The sequence below is a fragment of the Thermodesulfobacteriota bacterium genome (assembly GCA_034189135.1).
In the GTDB taxonomy this organism is placed as follows: Bacteria; Desulfobacterota; Desulfobacteria; order Desulfobacterales; family JAUWMJ01; genus JAUWMJ01.
In genome coordinates this window covers 71,284-92,317 of the sequence record JAXHVO010000129.1, presented here as the reverse complement: position 1 = coordinate 92,317, position 21,034 = coordinate 71,284, and the positions used below count along the sequence as shown (strand labels likewise).

At 42.7% G+C, this 21,034-nt stretch carries 16 protein-coding genes; 12 read left to right on the top strand and 4 right to left on the bottom strand.

The genetic code is table 11. From position 1 onward, the window contains the following. Window positions 1-165 precede the first annotated feature (165 nt). Window positions 166-1,101, bottom strand: coding sequence for a malate dehydrogenase (gene mdh / locus SWH54_19095; protein MDY6793379.1), 936 nt, complete (start codon window positions 1,099-1,101; stop codon window positions 166-168). A gap of 330 nt (window positions 1,102-1,431) precedes the next feature. On the opposite strand from mdh, the gene SWH54_19090 reads away from it, so the two are divergent. From SWH54_19090 to SWH54_19065, 6 genes are all read left to right on the top strand, one after another. Then, window positions 1,432-2,334, top strand: a complete 903-nt coding sequence (locus SWH54_19090; protein ID MDY6793378.1) for a hypothetical protein — start codon at window positions 1,432-1,434, stop codon at window positions 2,332-2,334. A 61-nt stretch (window positions 2,335-2,395) separates the two neighbouring features. Beyond that, window positions 2,396-3,010 carry an ADP-ribosylation factor-like protein gene (locus SWH54_19085; GenBank protein ID MDY6793377.1) on the top strand — a complete coding sequence of 205 codons (615 nt, stop codon included), beginning with the start codon at window positions 2,396-2,398 and terminating at the stop codon, window positions 3,008-3,010. A 10-nt stretch (window positions 3,011-3,020) separates the two neighbouring features. After that, window positions 3,021-4,196 carry a cyclic nucleotide-binding domain-containing protein gene (locus SWH54_19080; GenBank protein MDY6793376.1) on the top strand — a complete coding sequence of 392 codons (1,176 nt, stop codon included), beginning with the start codon at window positions 3,021-3,023 and terminating at the stop codon, window positions 4,194-4,196. Window positions 4,197-4,507: 311 nt separating this feature from the next. Further along, window positions 4,508-4,861, top strand: coding sequence for a PilZ domain-containing protein (locus SWH54_19075; protein ID MDY6793375.1), 354 nt, complete (start codon window positions 4,508-4,510; stop codon window positions 4,859-4,861). Window positions 4,862-4,950: 89 nt separating this feature from the next. Next, the gene (locus SWH54_19070; GenBank protein MDY6793374.1) at window positions 4,951-5,847 is read left to right on the top strand and encodes a phosphoribosylaminoimidazolesuccinocarboxamide synthase; all 897 of its coding nucleotides are present in this window, start codon (window positions 4,951-4,953) and stop codon (window positions 5,845-5,847) included. Then, window positions 5,837-6,820, top strand: coding sequence for a ParB N-terminal domain-containing protein (locus SWH54_19065; protein ID MDY6793373.1), 984 nt, complete (start codon window positions 5,837-5,839; stop codon window positions 6,818-6,820). The genes SWH54_19070 and SWH54_19065 overlap by 11 nt, the downstream gene beginning before the upstream one ends. A gap of 5 nt (window positions 6,821-6,825) precedes the next feature. Here the strand turns inward: SWH54_19065 and SWH54_19060 are convergent, their stop codons facing one another. Further along, on the bottom strand, window positions 6,826-7,056 hold the full coding sequence (locus SWH54_19060) for a hypothetical protein (GenBank protein ID MDY6793372.1): 231 nt from the start codon (window positions 7,054-7,056) through the stop codon (window positions 6,826-6,828). Between the two features lie 71 nt (window positions 7,057-7,127). Continuing rightward, window positions 7,128-7,547 carry a hypothetical protein gene (locus SWH54_19055; GenBank protein MDY6793371.1) on the bottom strand — a complete coding sequence of 140 codons (420 nt, stop codon included), beginning with the start codon at window positions 7,545-7,547 and terminating at the stop codon, window positions 7,128-7,130. 500 nt (window positions 7,548-8,047) lie between these two features. Between SWH54_19055 and SWH54_19050 the strand changes: the two genes are divergently transcribed. From SWH54_19050 to SWH54_19025, 6 genes are all read left to right on the top strand, one after another. After that, window positions 8,048-8,677, top strand: a complete 630-nt coding sequence (locus tag SWH54_19050) for a TetR/AcrR family transcriptional regulator (GenBank protein ID MDY6793370.1) — start codon at window positions 8,048-8,050, stop codon at window positions 8,675-8,677. Window positions 8,678-8,827: 150 nt separating this feature from the next. Next, window positions 8,828-10,858 (top strand): acetate--CoA ligase, encoded by a 2,031-nt coding sequence (acs, locus tag SWH54_19045; GenBank protein ID MDY6793369.1) that lies wholly within the window; start codon window positions 8,828-8,830, stop codon window positions 10,856-10,858. A 263-nt stretch (window positions 10,859-11,121) separates the two neighbouring features. Then, window positions 11,122-12,918: a sodium:solute symporter family protein gene (locus tag SWH54_19040; GenBank protein ID MDY6793368.1), complete on the top strand. Its 1,797-nt coding sequence runs from the start codon at window positions 11,122-11,124 to the stop codon at window positions 12,916-12,918. Between the two features lie 647 nt (window positions 12,919-13,565). Next, entirely contained in the window at window positions 13,566-15,470 is a 1,905-nt protein-coding gene (locus SWH54_19035) for a propionyl-CoA synthetase (protein ID MDY6793367.1), read from the top strand. A gap of 234 nt (window positions 15,471-15,704) precedes the next feature. Continuing rightward, complete coding sequence (locus SWH54_19030) at window positions 15,705-16,073, top strand: response regulator (GenBank protein ID MDY6793366.1); 369 nt, start codon at window positions 15,705-15,707, stop codon at window positions 16,071-16,073. Window positions 16,074-16,195: 122 nt separating this feature from the next. Then, a complete protein-coding gene (locus SWH54_19025) occupies window positions 16,196-18,247 on the top strand; it encodes an exonuclease domain-containing protein (GenBank protein ID MDY6793365.1) in 2,052 nt (683 codons plus the stop codon). A gap of 79 nt (window positions 18,248-18,326) precedes the next feature. Here the strand turns inward: SWH54_19025 and SWH54_19020 are convergent, their stop codons facing one another. Further along, the gene (locus tag SWH54_19020) at window positions 18,327-21,032 is read right to left on the bottom strand and encodes a sensor histidine kinase (protein ID MDY6793364.1); all 2,706 of its coding nucleotides are present in this window, start codon (window positions 21,030-21,032) and stop codon (window positions 18,327-18,329) included. Window positions 21,033-21,034 lie beyond the last annotated feature (2 nt).

Sequence of the window (21,034 nt, the reverse complement as noted above, 5' to 3'; positions counted from 1 at the left end):
CGCCATTTTAAAAAAAACAGGCAGAATACCTTATTCAAAATTCGATGTTGGACGTTCGATGTTGGATGTTAATTTTCTTCTGTAAGCCTTCAGCAGTCCATCCGGCTCAAAAATAACTTAGCGCTTATGTCCTCTTACATCCTAACTCCCCAGCTTACTGACTTCCTAGCTTCCTAGCTTTTTTAGTAATTCCTTGAGCTCTTGTACGGCGTCGGCCGATTTTTTGAGTGCCGCATTTTCTGCCTCAGTCAGGTCAATCTGGATAATATCCTCAACACCTGCTGCCCCAAGTTTCACCGGAACACCGATAAATAGATCATTGATGCCATACTCTCCTTCAAGATAGGCCGCGCATGGAAGGATCTTTTTCTTGTCTTTGAGGATTGATTCGGCCATTTCAACTGCTGCAGAAGCAGGCGCATAATACGCGCTCCCGGTTTTCAGCAGCCCGACGATTTCCGCACCGCCATTTGCGGTTCTTTCAACCATAGCGTCAATACGGTCTTTGGGGAGGAGCTCCGTAATAGGTATTCCTGCAACGGTGGAATACCGAGGTAAAGGTACCATTGTATCTCCATGACCGCCAAGAACAAAAGCGTGGGTATTTTCAACGGAAACGTTAAGCTCCATGGAAATAAAAGCCCTGAATCGTGCTGAATCCAATACACCGGCCATTCCGATTACTCGCTGTTTGGGAAACCCGCTTGTATCAAAGGCAACTTGGCACATGGCGTCAAGGGGATTGCTTACCACAATCAATATGGCCTCAGGGGACAGCTTGGCGATCTGTTCCGTCACGTTTTTCATTATTCCCGCGTTGGTACTGATAAGATCATCACGACTCATGCCTGGCTTTCGTGGAATGCCCGCGGTAATGATTACAATGTCTGAGTCTTTTGATTGCTCATATGTATTGGTTCCCGCAAGATGCGCATCGTGTTTTTCGATAGGTGCAGCTTCGGTAAGATCCAAAGCTTTTCCCTGGGGTACGCCTTCAATAATATCAACCAAAACGACATCACAAAGTTCTTTTTCTGCCAGCCTCTGGGCAGCTGTGGCACCCACATTACCGGCTCCGACTACGGTTACTTTTTTATCCATGGAAAATCTCCTTATATATAGTATTAAGTTACAGGGATTCGATAACATAATTATAATTATTGTCAACATATTTATATGATTTACTATATTGACATTTACCCTAAAAACGAGGTATAAAATATATTTTGTTTGACAGGACAGCACATTATGGTGCAATCAGGCACTATTCGCAGTTTTTACCTGATTGGTAAAAAAAAAGGTAGATATTGAAATAAATAATCTAAACAAGCTGTTAGAAAGTGTAATCCTATTTTAAATTGATAAACTGCTAAGCGGCGCGGTATTTTTTCTAAAGTCGTAACTTGTCGATATTATAATGCTAAGCGCACAATGAATACCATCAAATCATTATTGCAGCAGGCGGAGGTATATCGCGATCAGGGATTGTTGCAGGAAGCGATGGAAAAATATAATATCGCCTCCGAATTAATTCTGAAAAGTAATACCATTAAAAACCGGCAAAACCTTATTCACGTCATTTCGCAAAAATTGGGAGCACTTGAATCTGACTTTAGAAAAAAAAATACACCTGCGTCACCAAAGATGACAAAAAAGACGCAGGAGATTATTAAAAACAAAAAGTTCTTTTCCCGAAAAATGGGAAAGGATGAAGCCGCACTTGAAGGTGCGCTTAATCTGGCGAAATTCGGCCAATATAAAAGGGCTTTAAAAGAACTTGAAAATTTGATAAGGGTGGAATCCTTACGGGTGAATGCGGCCAAGAATATTGTCAGGTGTTATATGGCGTTATCTGCTCCGGATGACGCCATAGAGCAATATAACCAATGGATAACCAGTCGTCTGTTTAGAAACGATCAATTGGAACAAGTTCGACTTTTTCTTAAAAGCAGCCTTGAGAAAAAAGGGATAAAGAAAACCCTTAATGAAGTTAAAAAAACGACAAAAACCGAGCCTCTTGATTTGGAGGAAAATGAAGAAGAGGTTCCTGATATCAGCTCTATCGTAATCATGTCGAATAAAGGACCTCAAAAAGGCAGAGCCATTGAACTTGATGTGACTTTTCAGCAGGGAAACGTGATCAATGTCATGGTACCGACCGGGGATCAGGGGCGTATTAAAAACTTGAAGGTGGGATTTAGGATAGATGACATTCAATTTTTTTCTCCCATAGCCATATTTAACGGTTCTGGGATTGTTTCCAATATGACATATATAAAATCAGGACCCAAAAAGGGGGATTGCAGTTTGGACATCAAGGTCGTCGATGGGTAAACAAAAACGGTGATACTTTTTACTATTTAGAGTTGAATATTCACATTTGGAGCTTGATTGCATGGCTATCGTTAATTTGAAAAAACGGGAAATAGAGTGTAAAATAGTATATTACGGACCTGGCAGGTGTGGGAAAACTACAAATCTTGAGTATATTCACAAATCCTATAAAAAACAGGTAACCACCGATATGGTATCCATTAATACCGACGGTGATCGAACCCTCTTTTTTGATTTTCTCCCAATGGAACTGGGAAAAATGAAAGGCTGCGATGTGCGGGTTCATTTATATACCGTTCCGGGACAGGTGCAATATTCGTCCACCCGAAAACTTGTTTTAAGGGGAGTTGACGGTATCGTTTTTGTGGCTGATTCTCTCGAAGTCAGACGTCAAAAAAACATGCTTTCCCTCAAGGATCTGCACCAGAACTTAAAAGAGTATGGCCTTAACATTTTAAAAGTCCCTCTGGTCATGCAATACAATAAGCGGGATCTGGGTAAGGAAGGGATTCCACTGTTGCCCCTTGAACAAATGGAAAAAGACTTAAACCGGCAGCTCAAGGTCCCTTCATTTAAATCGAGTGCGGTTACCGGAGAAGGCGTGGGAAAAACTTTGCAGGCATGCTTAAAATTAACTTTACAATCCCTAAGAAAAGAACTGAACTGGGAACAGTAAAAAGCAGACCATGAACAAAAATAGCGCCTTTTCAGGAAAACTTGACTTTCTAAATCTGGGAGAGCTTTTGCAGATACTTGGTACCAACAACAGCGAAGGGATATTGCACATCACCAGCAAATACGCCGAGGAGCCCGGTTTAATATATGTGAACAACGGTAACCCAGTGGATGCTTCCAATGGCCCTTTGTCAGGTTTGGATGCACTTTATTCTCTATTTGGATGGATAGAGGGTGAGTTTGAATTCTGCATGGAAGATGTGGATAAAAAAAATGTAATAAATAAAAATCGTATGGAAATCATCTTGGATGGCACCAGGATGGTGGATGACGGCAAGATAGAAAAATTAGGACCGGTAACTTTTAAAGATAAATCCGAGACGGCAAAAGGGAAAAAGACACAGTTGCCGTTGGTCAAGGGTCCTATAGTGGATTACATGTATGTCATAGACGAAGAAGAGTTTTTCGACAGTGACGAAATTGTTTTTGAGGGAAATTACGGAAACTGGATGTGGGTCATTCTGGAAGGCATCGTTGATATCATCAAGGAAACACCCAAAGGAAAACTTAAATTGATCAGTATAAGCAATGGTTCATTTGTGGGAAGTATTGCATCATTTCTTTCTGAAGGTAATGTAAGAAGTGCCACAGTTGTAGCAAGGGGGCATGTTCAACTTGGCATGCTTGATTCTCAGCGTCTTGCCGAAGAGTTTGCCAAAATGTCGCCTGAACTCAGAGGGGTGGTAAAAAGCCTTGACAAAAGGCTTAAGCAGGTTTCCAGCAATACAATTGACCTGTATATGCAAAAATATTACTTTAATGAATATGTTAAAAATAAAAAAACGGTTATTAAGCAGGGGGAAAATGAAGAGAGAGCCTTTACCATCACCAAGGGCAATGTGGTGATTGCACGTAAAAACGATACGGGATTTGTCCCGCTTTCAACCATAGGCAAAGGTGATTACTTCGGCAATATCCCGTTCTTTAACCTGGGACATGAACCCCACAATGCATTTGTTTTTGCATCAAAGGATTTAAAGTTAAATCCGATTGATCTAAAAAAACTACAGCAAGAACATGACCGTCTTTCATCAACTTTTAAGAACATTATTGAAAATATGGCCACCTGTACATCGGTAACCACATTGTTGGCCAGTAAGTACCAGACAAAACTAGTACAGAAATAAAAAGTTTCATTCGATTACAGGAAGAGACTGTCGCACAAGGCGGATAGATAAGAACCGCCTTTAACAAAGAGACCTTTGAAAAATGGTAATTTTTGTTCGAGTTCAAGAAAGGCTATCCGCCTCAGGCGGATCAACCACAGGAATATATTGAATATTTCGAGGATTGAAATTTGAGCCTGTCGAAGCGAAGCGAAGATCCCGCTCATCGGGGACGCAGAAATCGGGCAAAAAGTGCCGTTTTGCAAAGGTCTCACAAAGCAATGTGCTACAATGGCCTCAGAATGATAGACTTAAAATAAGAGAGAAAAATCATGGAATCCAAAGACAAAAGAAAACACTTTAGAGTGAATTCACTGAATCTGTCGTATGTATTTGTTGATGGTAAAAATGATGAAGGGTCACAAACTATTGGCAGAACTTTAAATGTATCGGAATCGGGAATACTTCTGGAAACACGTATTCCGGTTCATCTAAATGATAGGTTGTTGCTTACCATTGGCTTAAAAGAAGACCTTGTCAATATTAATGGGAAAGTGGTCCATGCTGCCGAAGATGAAGATGGAAAGTATGAAGTCGGTGTCCAATTTACCGATAAGGATGATACCGCAAGCGAAATTCTGCAAAAATATATCAAAGCATTTAAAGATAAAAAGAAAAGTGACTAAAGGGCTGTTTTAGTATTGAAAGGTGAAATAAAAAATCATCAAATTTGGGCAATTTTCTTTGTCTATGCATGTAAAGGAACGATTGTATAATGAAAACAAATGTAATTAAAACAGATTTTCCCGGTTTAAAGATTTTTAAAAGGGGAAAGGTTAGAGATGTTTATGACCTGGGAGATACTTTGCTAATGGTCGCTACTGATAGAATTTCCGCCTTTGATGTGGTTATGCCGGATCCAATACCCGATAAAGGAAAAATCCTGACCCAAATTTCACTTTTCTGGTTTGATTTAATGAAGTCGCTTATAGAAAATCATATTGTTTCTACCCATACAGACGACTATCCCGAAGAATGCAAAAAGCATGCGGATGTGCTTGAAGGGAGAAGCATGCTGGTTAAAAAAACCAAACCGCTTCCTGTTGAATGTGTGGTGCGAGGATATATTTCAGGGTCAGGATGGAAATCCTACCAGGAGTCAGGCCGGGTATGCGGCATTAAATTGCCCGAAGGCCTTAGCGAATCGGAAAAGCTGCCGGAAACAATTTTTACCCCGTCCACAAAAGAAGAGGTGGGTATCCATGATGTGAATATCGATTTTGCCGAAACCGTTCAATTAATAGGAAAAGATGCCGCAGAAAAGGTTAAAGCGCTTAGTTATGAAATATATACCAAAGGAGCTGAAATTGCCGAACCAAAGGGGATAATCATTGCGGATACGAAGTTTGAATTCGGACTCTTGCAGGATGAGATTATCCTTATTGACGAAGTGTTAACCCCTGATTCTTCAAGGTTCTGGCCAAAAGAAAGCTACCGACTCGGTGGATCTCAACAAAGCTTCGACAAGCAGTATCTAAGAGATTATTTGCTTTCCATAAACTGGGACCAAAAGCCTCCTGCCCCTCCGCTTCCTGAAGAAGTGATAGAAAATACCCGCAACAAATACATTGACGCATTAAACAAACTGACCGGCAGAAATAATGAATTTTAGGGAAGATTTTGTTTGTCAATCCTTACTCAATTTGGTCTCGATAGATTTGACCTCAATAGATTTTGCGGATGATACCTTTCGTATTACCACGGCCACACGGACAGAAGACCTGATGCTTTCTATCCAACAGGTGGGGCTTTTAAACCCACCCATCTTGAGGAAAAAAAATTCCGGTTTTCAAATTATAAGTGGTTTCAGAAGGATTTCTGCCTGTCAAAATCTTGGGATGTGCCAACTGCCTGCAAGGGTGGTGGATGCTGACATGGAAAAACTTCAATGTGTGAAGTTGGCCATAGTCGAAAATTTGCTTCAACGGCCTTTAAACCTGATTGAACAGTCCAGATCATTTTATATGCTATCGGAATTTTACCAGGATAACCAAGATCTTGCCAGGGCTTCATCAGAATTAGGTTTGCCGGATAATCCGTCTATGATTAATAAGGTTATAAAGATTTGCCAATTTCCCCGGGATATTCAAAACGGTGTGCTTTCCAACACGCTTTCTCTTTCCATGGCTTTAGAACTGGAAACGCTGGAAAAGAAGGAAGGGTCAGCTTTGGCAATTTTATTTGAAAAGCTAAAAATGAGTCTTAACAAACAAAGGGAGATACTTACTCATATCAAAGAAATTGCCATTAGGGAAAATATTTCAATTATCAGCTTGCTGACCCAGAGTCTGCTGCGGGAAATAGCGGATGATAAGGATCTGGATAGAAGCCAAAAGATAAATAAAATCAGACAGTATTTACAACAGCGCCGTTTCCCTGAACTTACCAAAGCTGAAAAAGAGCGTGACATAAAAATCAACCAGCTACAAATTGGCAGTCATATGAAACTGATTCCGCCAAAAAATTTTGAGGCTTCGACCTATTGGCTAAATCTTCGGTTTTCCAGCCTGGAGCAATTGCGAGAAAACAAGGCATCCCTGAAAAAAATCATTCAAAACCCCATGCTTAAAGATATCCTGGAGTGAATTCTTTAGAACTTTAACAGCGGAGTAGCGATCAGTTCAATAAAAAAATAGGTGATTAAACCAAGCGCCGATGCAAAGGCTATCACAACGTACACTGTATTTATCTGGTGTTTTCTTCGCTCTTCTTCATTATAGAATACATACTTTCCGCACTTTATACACAGGACTTTTTTTCTATCAATAGTCATAGCATGTCCGCATTTACATACGACATCCTTGGATGGCAGTGCAGGCATAAATTTCCTCCATTAAACGATGACAGCGCAAACGTTATTGTAAATAAAACTTTCTTCGGCGTCATCGGTTTTCAATCGTCTGACGACTCCCCATTGTCGTCTGTTTGGTTATATGTTTTGAAATACTGAGAAGATTCTTTTCTGGTCATAAAATAGGTTGATATGGAAAATAAAACCACAACCAGTGCGGTGAGAAAGGCCAAATCATAATTGCTGATGTTAATATATAAAATAAAATAGAAAAGATACAGCACTATGATGGCAAAATTGAAAAATATACACAATGATCTGGCCCATTTATTGATGCTGGCCACAAAATAGCATATGGCCACACCGATACCGAGCTGGAGGTAGAGCGTTTTGACCGGAAATTCACTCATTAAAAATTTTAAAAAATAAAAATAATGCGCAATCCAACCGGCAATTAAAAACCATATGCCCATTTTAACACCGGTGGGATATTCCTTAAATTTAACACTTATATTGATCATTATTATCTTCCTTACCGGGAAAAGTTTTATTAAAAGCAGGATAAATAGTCCACCCAACCTATATCTTTTAAGTATGTCAGGATCAAATTGAGTGATCTATCGGCTGTTTTCTATCACCTTACTTCATTTTCAGCACATTCAAACCGTAAGATTATATAAACCGGGTAGCCATATAAATCATTATTGGTAAAAATAGCAAGTAGTTTATTAAAATATGGTCAGACCGGTGCGGGTTGAAACTTAGAAAAAAAATTAAAAACATATAACCAATAGATATAATAACACATAAAAAAATATTGGCATCTTCTGTTTTTGTTTAATACCGATCCGAATGAACCATTAGACCAGATTAAAAGATACAAACCTGAGCTCTTGATTAAACTTTTAAAACGAGTTGAATAAATGGAGAAAAAAACAAAAAAATAAATAGATTTATCTTGACAAATAATAACTATCAAATATATAGGTTTATAAACAATAAATATAATTCATTTTAAAAAATGGGTATAAAGGAAAGAAAGGAACGCGAAAAAGAAAGAAGGCGACAACAGATCATTGTTGCTGCCAAAAGGATCTTTTCTGCCAAAGGATTTAATAAAGCAACGATGGAGGATATTGCAGAAGAAGCCGAAATAAGTCCCGGGACAATATATATCTATTTTAAAAACAAAGACGAACTCTATGCCTCCCTATCCATAAGAATACTCCAACATCTTAATATCAGACTCGAACATGTTAAAAATCAAAAAAATGTCAATGATGAACAACGAATCGCATCATTAAAGGATGCATTATACGATATTTATGATTTTGACCCCTTAATTCTTATTAACCTGTTTCATCTTCAATCAAGCGAATCGCTAAAAAACTTATCTGACGGACTGCTGTCAGAAATTAAAAGGCTGTCGCAGAGTTCTCTCAAAATTATGTCGGATATTTTTTCCTCGGGAATAAGCACCGGTGTTTTTATTAAAACAAATCCCAATGCACTTGCCGATATTGTTTGGGCGTTGTTTTCCGGGGTGATTCTCTGGGAGGAAAGCAAAAAGATTATTGATAATAAAAAAGATTTTATTAAACCAACTTTAGATATTGCATTTGATATCTTCAGACAGGGAATAACCAAATAATGTTAAACGGCTTTTATCCACTCAAATGATGAAAAATCTGTTTATAAGATTGTCATCAATGAATGGGAAAGGAGGTTAGCGAAAAGTAATTTTTAAGAGGAAAGGAGCAAAAATTTTAATACAAATGACTAGCTTTAAGGAGTGTGATCTATGGCAGAAAAAGAAGTTGTAGAAACATCGGAAGCGCAAATTGCGGTTCACTGGGGGGAAGAAGAATACTATTATCCTTCATATGAGTTCGTCGCCCAGGCGAACATGACAGATCCGGCTGTTTATGATCGATTTGGTCTGGATAACTTCCCGAATTGCTTCAAGGAGTATGCTGATCTTCTTGATTGGTATGAATACTGGCATACAATCCTTGATACCAGCGACGCACCATGCTGGAAATGGTTTGTCGGCGGGAAAATTAATGCCAGCTATAATTGCATTGACAGACACCTGGCAAAGAACAAAAACAAAACAGCCATCCATTTTGTTCCGGAACCCCTGGAAGAAAAATATGAACACATCACCTTTCAGGAACTCTATGTGAGGGTAAATGAGTTTGCCGCACTTCTTCGTGATTTCGCCGGATTGAAAGCAGGAGACCGGGTAACGCTTCATATGCCCATGGTCGCCGAGCTTCCAATTACCATGCTTGCCTTGGCCAGACTTGGTGTGATTCATTCACAGGTTTTTGGCGGTTTCAGCGGAAGAGCTTGTGCGGACAGAATAGAAGATTCCAACAGCCGGGTTCTGATCACCATGGATGCTTATTACCGGAGCGGCACTCTTCTTGATCACAAACAAAACGCAGATATTGCCGTTGATCTGGCCGCAAAAGACGGACAGAAGGTGGACAAGGTGCTGGTGTGGCAACGTTATCCCGGAAAAGCTTCAAGTCCCACACCCATGGTTGAGGGTCGTGATTATTTTGTGAATGATTTGCTTAAAGATTATTACGGGGCACGTGTGGATCCTGTACCGATGCCTGCTGAAGCCCCTCTGTTTCTCATGTACACCAGTGGAACCACCGGAAAACCCAAAGGCTGTCAGCACAGCATCGGCGGATTCCTTTCCTATACTGCAGGCACTTCAAAGTATGTTCAGGATATTCATCCCGAAGATGTTTACTGGTGTATGGCGGATATCGGATGGATCACCGGCCACTCGTACATTGTGTATGGACCACTGGCCATATGCGCATCCACGGTGGTTTATGAAGGGGTGCCCACCTATCCGGATGCCGGCAGGGCATGGCGGATTGCACAGGATCTGGATGTGAACATCTTTCATACCGCACCCACGGCAATCCGGGCTTTAAGAAAAATCGGCCCTGATGAACCTGCCAAGTATAATTATCATTTCAAACACATGACCACAGTGGGTGAGCCCATCGAACCTGAGGTCTGGAAATGGTATCATGAAGTGGTGGGAAAGGGTGAGGCGATCATCGTGGATACCTGGTGGCAGACCGAAACAGGAGGGTTTCTCTGCAGCACATTACCCGGAATAAAACCGATGAAACCGGGGAGCGCAGGACCGGGAATGCCGGGTATTCATCCGATCATCTACGATGAAGAAGGAGAGATTCTTCCGGCAGGGGCAGGAAAAGCCGGTAATATCTGCATTCAAAATCCGTGGCCCGGAGGTTTCCAGACCATATGGGGAGACAGGGATCGATATGTGGATACCTATTATGCCCGGTATTGCAAGAATCCCGACTCAAAGGACTGGAAGGACTGGCCGTATATGACGGGAGATGCCGCGGTTGAGGCCGAGGACGGGTATTTCCGTATCCTGGGACGGATCGATGACGTCATCAATGTGTCCGGTCACCGTTTGGGAACAAAGGAAATAGAATCTGCAGCACTTGTCGTTGAAGAGGTCGCCGAAGCTGCGGTGGTTCCTGTGGCCCATGACATCAAGGGAAGGGAACCGGATCTTTATATTGCTTTAAAACCGGGTTATAAAGCCAGTGATGCGCTTGCCAAAAAGATTTCCGATGCGGTTTGTGACGAAATCGGTAAAATTGCCAAACCGAAGGGAGTATGGATCGTGAGTGATATGCCCAAAACCCGTTCCGGAAAGATCATGCGCAGGGTTCTCGGTGCAATTTCCAATAATCAGGACGTGGGAGACGTGACCACGCTGGCCAACCCTGAAATAGTGGAAGAGATCAAGAATATGGCCAGATAATAAGATTGGCATTTGCTGGAGTTGTGCCTTGTGGAATAAAGACATTTTTCAATTCCCGCATCCGTTCTTTTACAATTAAATTTTGTCAGTATCAGGATACCGGTTAAAAAACCGGTTAAAAAGGGAGAGGAAAACAATTTTTTTATCAGATCTTAAATATTTCCGAAGGGAGGTGGTTAAACATTCCTGGTGCTGTTTAAATTATTATCAGAAATTTAACTATCAAAGTTAAATTTCATTGACCTTTGCACAGGAGGGAAAAAATGAGTGGAACCACTTGGGTTTACATAATGCTTGGCATTTATATTATTTATTGTTTTTACTGGGGGTTAAAAGGTTATTTTACCGAAAAAACCTCCGCGGGATATGCCATTGCGGGCCGGTCTATCCCATTTTTCGCATTTTTGCTCGCGGCCACCGCCGCCTCCTTTTCCGGGTGGACATTTATCGGTCACCCGGGTCTGATCTGGCGTGACGGTTTGGCCTATGCCTTTGCCTCATTCTATGTGCTGACCATTCCGATTACCGGAACGTTTTTTAACAAGAGGGTGTGGCTCATGGGCAAACGATACGGATTTATTACACCCGGAGACATGTATGCCTATTATTTCAATTCAGAGTTTCTCAGATTTCTGGTTGTTTTGACCGCGGTGTTATACTCTCTGTTTTATTCCGCCGTTCAACTGATGGCCTCGGCCGCACTGTTTCATATCATTGCCGGTGTTCCAGTCGCATTTGGTGCCATTTTTATGGGATTCATCGTATGGTTCTATGTATGCACCGGCGGACTGAAAGCAAGCACCTGGGTAGGCGTGATTCAGTTTGTGCTCCTGGTGGGTGGTATCATTCTGCTTGGATTTTTCGTTGTGACCGGTCCCAAGTTCGGAGGCTGGGAAAAATTTTCCGCCGCAGTGGCTGCGCTGGATGTAAGGTTTCTGGAGGTTCCCCGTGTAATCAACTGGGGTCTTGGCGGGGCGGAAGGCGAAACAGCATGGACGGCTGTCATGGTTTTGACTTACATGTTCGCCCTGATGGGCATTCAGTCCTCTCCGGCATTTACCATGTGGACCTTTGGTATCAAATCACCCAAGCCGCTTGCCTGGCAGCAGGCGTTTATGTCCACCTTTGTGGTCGGCTTTGCCCTGTTCTTCTTCACCGCATTTCAGGGAATGGGGGCCAAAGTGCTTGAAGTGGCCGGTGATCCGAATTTTCAGAATTTAACTCAGGCCACGGTGGTACCCACCCTGATGAAGGAATTTCTGCCGCCATTCGTGCTCGGTATCGTTTTTCTCGGTGCCATCGCAGCCATCCACTCCACGGCTGCACCTTATATCGGCACCGGCGGTTCCATTTTGCTGCGGGACCTTTACTGGCGGTATATCAGAAAACAGGAAGCCGGACATGCTGAGCAGATTTGGGTAAACCGTATTTTAGCCACACTGCTTACCGCAGGTGCCCTTACCGTTGGATTGACATCAAAAGCGGCGCTGGTTATTTTGGGAGCCTTTGCAACGGCATTCGGCTTTGTCATGTATGTGCTTCTAGTGGGAGTCATCTGGGGTTTCAGGTTCCCATCCATCGGTGCGGTTTTAGGTGTTTTGGCCGGCATGATTGCTGTTTGGATTACCTATAGCATCTGGCCCAGACCACTTTCCATGCATGCAGCATTCTGGGGAACATTTTCCGGACTCGTTGTGGCCTATATTTGCCGAGGACTCGGATTTAAAGACAATGAAGAGACCATAAAGAGGCAAAATGAGGTGCGCGCCTTTCTGGATGATATTGACGCGCCCAGCGAAAGCGGGAAGGCATGGCGCAAGGTGATGCTGTTTGTGGTACCGGTATGGTACTTCTTTGCCATAGGACCCGCATGTATTCTGGGCAACAAGGCATTTTCCTTTTCCGGCTTCACCCCGCTGTGGTCATGGCAGATATTCTGGTGGATTCTCGGTATAATTATGATGTGGGCTCTGTGTTTCAAAGCTCAAATGTCGACACTGTCTGATGACCGGATTGAACGTATGGAAACCGAGACCATGACCGTGGTCAAGGAAGCGTAACCAAACATTTAATAGGAGATATTCATTATGAAACGAGAAGATATATGGATGATAATTCTTGTTGTTTTTTCCATCCTGTTCACCGCATCGTTTGGTTGGGGACTCTGGGGGTAGAATACTCATCCAATTAAAAAGAGGCAGCTATTCAGGTTTGATGGTGTTCGATTTAGCAGTAACGGCTCTTTAATACTGAACATATGATAGATAACCGTAAGCTTTGAAACCGGGAGCCGGACAACCTGAGTAGTACCAAACTAAGATACGGTAAAAAGTTCCGGCCGGAAGACTTAGTTTTTTTCCGGCCGGATCGAACAGTTTCATAAAGTTTTTTATGTTCCATTCTACACTGGTGGAATCACTATACAGTTTTCTTGCTTGGGGTTCGCGTAAAATTAAGTTCACCGTTTAGGCGCATGGATAGGTGCGGAATTCTGAGTCTACCATTACCCGTTTAATCCAAGGCTTCTAAACTATAATATTGTCCGGCTGTTTTGAGGATTTTTCGGTTAAGTATCGGATAAATCCCTGGTGAATCCGGGATGGCTATAATATGAAGTTATTTTTTCGCGAGTCCTGAGTAAGAATACGCACCTTCCGTATATTTACCATGAATAATAAATCAGCAGCATGCTGGAGGAGGAAAAAATATGACCAATCCGTATGATGAGGCTTTTGAAAAATCGATTAAAGACCCGGACAGTTTCTGGGCGGAAGCGGCTGAGGATTGCCACTGGTACAAAAAATGGGATAAGGTGCTGGACGATTCCAATAAGCCGTACTACCGATGGTTTACCGGTGGTGAAATCAACACCTGTTACAACGCGCTTGATTTTCATATTGAAAACGGCTTGGGTAATCAGGATGCCCTGATTTATGACAGCCCGGTCACCAATACGATAAAAAAATACACGTATAATGAACTGCGGGATGAGGTGGCTGTATTTGCCGGTGTGCTGGCCGCCCAGGGGGTAAAAAAGGGGGACCGGGTACTTATATATATGCCGATGATTGCCGAATCGGCCATTGCAATGCTGGCCTGCGCGCGTCTTGGCGCAGTTCATTCTGTGGTATTTGGAGGTTTTGCCGCCAAGGAGCTGGCCGTAAGAATTGATGATGCCAAGCCCAAGATCATTGTATCCGCATCCTGCGGTATTGAAGTTGCCAAAGTGATTGCTTACAAACCTCTCCTTGATGAAGCCATAAACATGGCATCGGCTAAGCCGGAAAAATGTATTATCTTGCAACGACCCATGGAAACCGCACCCCTGGTTGACGGCCGTGACCTTGATTGGAATGATGTCATGGCAGAGGCAAAGCCCCACGACTGTGTTCCGGTTGCAGCGACGGATCCGCTTTATATTTTATATACATCAGGAACCACCGGCATACCCAAAGGCGTGGTTCGGGACAACGGCGGACATGTCGTCGCCCTTAAGTGGACCATGAAAAATATATATAATGTGGACAAAGGAGATGTATACTGGGCGGCATCTGATGTGGGCTGGGTCGTCGGACACTCCTATATCGTTTACGGGCCGCTTTTTAAAGGTTGCACCACCATACTGTTTGAAGGCAAGCCTGTAGGCACACCGGATGCCGGAGTGTTCTGGAGGGTCATATCAGAGCATAAAGTAAAAACCATGTTTACCGCCCCAACCGCCTTCCGGGCGATCAAACGTGAAGATCCCAGCGCTGAATTGATGAAGAAATATGATCTGTCAAACTTTAAAGCCCTTTTTCTTGCAGGTGAACGGTTGGATCCGGATACGTTAAAATGGGCGGAATCGAATATCGGTTGTCCGGTTATCGATCACTGGTGGCAGACCGAGACAGGTTGGGCCATTTGTGCAAACTGCCTGGGTATTCATCACTTTCCGGTAAAAGAAGGTTCGCCAACCAAACCGGCGCCGGGATGGGATGTCAAAGTGGTTGATCCGGATAACAATCTGGTAAAATCAGGAGAAATAGGAGCCCTGGTGGTGAAACTCCCCCTGCCTCCGGGAACACTTCCAACCCTGTGGAACAGAGATGAGGCTTTTATTGAAGCCTACCTTAAAGAGTTTCCGGGGTATTACAAGACCGCTGATGCCGGTTTTATCGATGAGGACGGATATGTCTTTGTGATGACCCGGACGGACGACATCATTAATGTAGCCGGTCACCGTTTATCAACCGGCGGCATGGAAGAAGTCCTGTCCGACCATCCTGATGTTGCGGAATGTGCCGTTCTTGGCGTGGATGATAAGTTGAAAGGCCAAATTCCCATTGGATTTCTGGTACTCAATGCAGGCGTGACCCGTAACCAGGATGAAATCATCAAAGAAGTCGTCCAAATGGTGCGCGATCGAATAGGGCCGGTTGCTTCCTTTAAAACCGCCACAGTGGTCAAACGCCTTCCCAAGACCCGTTCAGGCAAGATCTTAAGGGGTACCATTCAGAAAATTGCAGATAACAAGGAATGGAACATGCCTGCAACCATTGACGATCCGGCAACTTTAGGTGAAATGGAAGAAGCGCTGGAAGGTATCGGCTATGCAAAGGCTAGAAAATAGCCTTGTGATTGCATATTTATATTTTTTATTAAAAACATATGTGTGGTATGTAAATGGCCGGCACATAAGGAAATTTTTGTGCCGGCTATTTTTTTGCCCTGGTCTCACTTTGACTCATTATGCCGCTTGCCATAAATATGTTCCCAAATACGGAATTGCGGTATAAGTGGTTGTAGAAAAAACCGTTTCGATAACGGAATGTTTTTTTGACAACCATTATAAAGGCCTCCTGCCATGCCGAAACAAATACTTATTGTAGATGATGAGCCTAGTATAATCGTACCGGTACAGTTTCTGATGGAACAAAACGGCTATGAAGTAATGGTCGCCTTTAGCGGTGAAGAAGCAATGGAAATCATTGCTGAAAAAAAGGTGGATCTGATTCTGCTCGATATTATGCTGCCGGTTATTGATGGTTTTGAAGTCTGCCAGCGGGTTCGTGAAAACCCCCGGTGGGATGGGATAAAAATTATTCTGTTAACTGCTCTTGGCAGCGACGCAAATGTTGAAAAGGGTTTGGCCCTTGGAGCGGATGCGTATATTACCAAACCTTTTTCGAATATTGAAATAGTTGATAAAGTTAAACAACTACTTGAAAAATAAGCATGAAGCAAAATAGTAAATTTTTGTGGTTTGCGCTAGTCTCTATAGCGTTTACCCTGGTTTTTATAGTGACGGTTGGATTTTTGTTCTGGCACCAGCTTTTACCGGGAGAGAAGTTTTTTTTGAGCGAATTTTTAAAACGGAATTTTTTATACATATTTACCGCTGTTTTTCTATTGTTGGCCGGTCTGGGGTTTGGTCTTGACTGGGTGTTTCGTTTCTATATCCTTCCCCTGGACAAACTTGCCGAAGAAAGTGTTTTGATTCATTCAACCAACCCATCCCATCGTATTCAGCTGGAAGGAAGCCGGGAGGTGGTGCGTCTTGCCAAAGTGATCAACGAATGGGCAGAACGTTTTGAAAAAGAACAAAACAACATAGATGAAAGAATCCAGCAGGCAAGGGCAGAATCCGAAGAAGAAAAAAATATTCTTGCAGCCTTAATGGCTGAATTGCCCGAAGGTGTCATCATCTGCAACCGTGAAGGGCAGATTCTTTTATACAACAAACGGGCCAAAAGATTCCTTATCGGAGATAAGGATAACGAATACCGTGAAGCCGCTGGTAGTAAAGAATCGGGTCGTTTTATCGGGCTTGGACGATCGGTTTTCAGTATCATTGACAAAAACCTCATTGTACATGCCGTAGACGAGATTGCTGACAAATTAAAACGCAAGGAAACGGATGCGGCTTCTTATTTTGTGGTGGCAGATAAGCAAGACCGTCTTCTGCGTGTTGAGGCCGCCCCTATTCTCAATAATAATAGGGAATTTAAAGGATTTATCCTCACCCTTCACGATATCACCCAGCAATTCGAATCCGACAGCCGAATAGATTTTCTGTTGCAATCTTTGCGAAGAGGAATTCGGGGATCACTGGCGAGTTTACGTGCGGCAATTGAAGCAATCCGCGAATTTCCCGATATGGAAAGATCCCAGCTTGATATTTTCAGAAAAATTATACATGAAGAATCGCTGATGATCGGTAAAATAGTTGACAAAGCCGATTCTGATTCGAATTGCCGTATCCGCACCCGCTGGCCGCTGGTTCATATAAAGGCCGACGACATGCTTGAGGCGGTCAGGCGAAAAACCAAAGATAAACTTGATGTTCAAATTAATATTAAAAAATGCAGCGAAAAAATCAATATTCAAGTCGACAGTTACTCGATCGTTTTAGCCACTCTTTTTCTGCTGGATAAGTTAAAAAATGAGACCAATACCGATGAGTTTGACTGCATTTTTGAAAAAAAAGGGCGGTTTATCAATCTCGACTGGCTGTGGCGCGGAAGTCCGGTGAAAATCGAAACACTTAAAAAATGGGATGAGCAGTTTATTTCCGTTGATAATGAAAGCATCCCGTTAACTTTAAAAGAGGTCATCAAACATCATGATGGAGAGCTCTGGTCTTATTCATGTAAAGATTCCAGGAAATCTTATATTCGCTTGCTGCTTCCGGCCACCGAAGCTTTGCAGCAGAAAAATCTGGGAAATCTGACCATACTGCCTGAAAGCAGACCGGAATTTTATGACTTCGATCTGTTTAACCAGCCCGGACAAAATACCAAGCAGGATAACCGGACTTTGGATGAACTTTCATATACTGTTTTTGATACGGAAACAACCGGCTTAAACCCTTCACAAGGGGATGAAATCATTTCGATCGGTGCCGTACGTATTATAAATTGCCATCTGCTGAATGAAGAAAATTTCGATCAGTTAATCGATCCCGGAAGACCGTTGCCTTTTGAATCGATACAGATACATGGAATTAAACCCGACATGCTTCAAAACCAGCCCACCATCGACAAGGTGCTCCCTTTATTTCACCAATTTGCCGAAGACACCATTCTGGTTGCCCACAATGCGGCTTTTGATATGCGCATGTTGCAGGTAAAAGAGGAAGCGACAGGTGTTCAATTTTTAAATCCTGTATTGGATACCCTGCTCCTTTCTTCTGTGGTTCATCCTTTTCAGGAAGATCACAATATGGAAGCCATAGCTGAAAGGTTGGGCATAAGTATTGTTGGCAGGCATACCGCTTTAGGAGATGCGATTGCAACGGGTGAAATTTTTCTTAAATTGATTCCGCTTTTGGCCAAGCAGGGAATACACACTTTGAAACAAGCCAGACTGGCCTCCAGAAAGTCTTTTTATGCCCGAAAGAAATATTGAGAGGAAAATACACCTGTCCATGGCTTCGGCGACGCTGAGACAGAGAAAGGTGCCGGGGCAGAATGACAGATGATCACTGCTAAAACGGCAAGGTAAAGGAAAAAGTGGAGCCTTTTCCGGACTTACTTTTCACCCAGATTTTTCCTTTATGGAAATCAATAATTCGCTTGGTAATTGAAAGGCCCAACCCACTTCCCGGTGGACGCCCCATGGAAGAATCCTTAACCTGCCGAAATTCTTGAAAAACAATCTTCTGGTTTTGTCGACTTATTCCGATTCCGTTGTCTTTTACGTTGATTTTCAGATGATCCGGTTTGACTATAAGGTCAATAGCGATGATTCCCCATGTGTCGGGGCAAAATTTTACCGCATTGGAAATCAGGTTGACCATCACCTGTATCAGACGATCTCGATCACCATCAATCAGATTGATGGTATCAGGCAGATTTAGATCAACTTTAATTTTTTTCTCTTCTATGAGGCTGCCGGTGGCCGAAATGGCATCTTTAATGACTTCTTTAAAGTCAACCGGGGAAATTTCCCAATATATTTTACCTGATTCAATTTTTTGAAAATCCAGAACCTGCACGATTAATCGGGTTAACCTGTCCGCCTCCTTAATAATAATCGCTGAAAAGTTTTTTTTCTGTTCATCATCGATGTTTGGATTTTCGTGGAGTATTTCGGCAATGGATCGTACTGAGGTGAGAGGCGTACGAAATTCATGGGTAACTGTTGAGATAAACTCATCTTTCAGCCGGTCTAGCTCTTTCAGACGTTTGTTGGCGGCTTGAAGATCCGCGGTTGCCCTTTCCAGTTCACGGCTGTAGGCAATAACCACACGCGTTTCATCAAGAATGTTCATTACTTCGTCTATGCCAAGAGGCTCTTCTTTTACAACAGATGATACCATGATGCGTGCGGATGCTGATCCTATGGCCCCTGCCAGCAAATTTTCCGCATAACTGACCATATCGGCATCGGCAGTGGATTTATTTTTCCATATAATATTATGCTTTTTGGCATAAAAAGATAACTCTTTATCGCTTTTATTTTTTCCTAAAAACCGTCTGAGCAAAGCTTTGAGATCCTTGACCGATGCCGTTCCTCTCCAAAAAGATGATTTTTCCGGTTTTTCAGAATACTTAAACACATCCACAAATAAAGCAGCCTGGGTATGTTCTATGGCGCTTGCACGACTAAAAAGCGATACGCCCACATAAGCGGTTGTATTAATAAGCATGCTCCAGAAAACTGCATGGGTGATGTGATCAAATCCTTGCAGGCCAAACAGCTGAAAAGGCCTCAGCAGCAAAAAACCGAAAGGTCCTTCAGTAATAAACCTTTTGGGTAAAAATCCCGCCAAAACGAGCGATGGAAAAACAAGTGTGTAAGCCCACACCAGAAAACCCAGAATCAACCCGCTGAGTGCACCGGATCGTGTCCCGCCTTTCCAGAAGATACCCCCTAAAATTGCCGGAGCAAATTGGGCTGCGGCTGTAAAGGAGATGAGCCCAATGGAAACCAAAGTATAATACTCACCGATTAATCGAAAATAGGCATAACCCAGTAAAAGTACCAGCAAGATACTGCCACGGCGAATGGTCAAAAGAAAATGGCTCAAATCGCCCTTGGTTGCAAGGTTGAAGAATTGTAAACGGAGCAGTACCGGCATCAACAGATCGTTACATATCATTGTTGAAAGAGCGATAGTGGCAACAATTACCATACCGGTTGCAGCAGACATTCCTCCGATAAAAACCAGCAGCGCGATGGCTTCCTTGTGTTCAGACATTGGAAGGGTTAACACAAAAAAATCAGCATCTACGTTTCCCTCCACAAAATGGAGCATACCGCCGAATGCAATCGGTAGAACAAAAATATTAATGGCGAATAAATATAAGGGGAAAAGCCAGATGGCCTTTTTTAAATGCTCTTCATCTACATTCTCCACCACTGCGATCTGAAATTGACGTGGAAGAAATAAAACAGCCATCATGGAAAGGAATATATATATACTCCAGTTAATATACGAGCCGCTCCATGTGCCGATGGTAAATGCTTGTTTTAACTCAGGTGTCTTGGTGGCTCTTTCAATGATATCGCCAAAACCGCTGTAAATCCCGTAGGTAACAAATATGCCCACCGCCAGGAAAGCAATCAGTTTGACAATAGACTCAAAGGCAATGGCAGCCACCAGTCCTTCATGTCGTTCGGTGGCATCAAGATGGCGCGTCCCAAAAAGAATGGTAAATATGGCCAGAAGCAGAGCGACATAAAAAGCGGTGTCTTTATGTACCGGGATTTCGGCAAAATGACCCGGCATGGTAATAATTGGATATTCTTTGATGATCAAAAAGCTGGTTGAAATAGCCTTTAGCTGGAGTGAGATATAAGGAATGACACCCAAAACCGCAATTATGGTAACCACACTTGCCAGAAATGAGCTTTTGCCGTATCGTGAAGCAATAAAATCGGCAATGGAGGTAATGCGGTGTATCTTGCTGATACGTATGAGCTTTCGCAACACAAACCATCCCAGTGCCGCCATCAGGGTCGGGCCGATATAAGTGGGTAAAAATCCTATGCCGGTGGCTGCAGCACGGCCGACGCTACCGTAAAAAGTCCAGGCAGTACAAAAAACAGCCAGAGAGAGAGTATAAATATATGGATTACTTACAATACTGCGACCAATTTTAGCATGCTTATCACCAAAGAATGCAATGGCGAATAGAAGCCCCATATATCCGAAAGAAAAGAAAAGTATGGCTTCTGCTTTTAGCATTA

Excerpts from the sequence above, each read along its gene's own strand:
- mdh (MDY6793379.1), bottom strand. The coding sequence starts at position 1,101 with ATGGATAAAAAAGTAACCGTAGTCGGAGCCGGTAATGTGGGTGCCACA.
- SWH54_19090 (MDY6793378.1), top strand. The coding sequence starts at position 1,432 with ATGAATACCATCAAATCATTATTGCAGCAGGCGGAGGTATATCGCGAT.
- SWH54_19085 (MDY6793377.1), top strand. The coding sequence starts at position 2,396 with ATGGCTATCGTTAATTTGAAAAAACGGGAAATAGAGTGTAAAATAGTA.
- SWH54_19080 (MDY6793376.1), top strand. The coding sequence starts at position 3,021 with ATGAACAAAAATAGCGCCTTTTCAGGAAAACTTGACTTTCTAAATCTG.
- SWH54_19075 (MDY6793375.1), top strand. The coding sequence starts at position 4,508 with ATGGAATCCAAAGACAAAAGAAAACACTTTAGAGTGAATTCACTGAAT.
- SWH54_19070 (MDY6793374.1), top strand. The coding sequence starts at position 4,951 with ATGAAAACAAATGTAATTAAAACAGATTTTCCCGGTTTAAAGATTTTT.
- SWH54_19065 (MDY6793373.1), top strand. The coding sequence starts at position 5,837 with ATGAATTTTAGGGAAGATTTTGTTTGTCAATCCTTACTCAATTTGGTC.
- SWH54_19060 (MDY6793372.1), bottom strand. The coding sequence starts at position 7,056 with ATGCCTGCACTGCCATCCAAGGATGTCGTATGTAAATGCGGACATGCT.
- SWH54_19055 (MDY6793371.1), bottom strand. The coding sequence starts at position 7,547 with ATGATCAATATAAGTGTTAAATTTAAGGAATATCCCACCGGTGTTAAA.
- SWH54_19050 (MDY6793370.1), top strand. The coding sequence starts at position 8,048 with ATGGGTATAAAGGAAAGAAAGGAACGCGAAAAAGAAAGAAGGCGACAA.
- acs (MDY6793369.1), top strand. The coding sequence starts at position 8,828 with ATGGCAGAAAAAGAAGTTGTAGAAACATCGGAAGCGCAAATTGCGGTT.
- SWH54_19040 (MDY6793368.1), top strand. The coding sequence starts at position 11,122 with ATGAGTGGAACCACTTGGGTTTACATAATGCTTGGCATTTATATTATT.
- SWH54_19035 (MDY6793367.1), top strand. The coding sequence starts at position 13,566 with ATGACCAATCCGTATGATGAGGCTTTTGAAAAATCGATTAAAGACCCG.
- SWH54_19030 (MDY6793366.1), top strand. The coding sequence starts at position 15,705 with ATGCCGAAACAAATACTTATTGTAGATGATGAGCCTAGTATAATCGTA.
- SWH54_19020 (MDY6793364.1), bottom strand. The coding sequence starts at position 21,032 with ATGCTAAAAGCAGAAGCCATACTTTTCTTTTCTTTCGGATATATGGGG.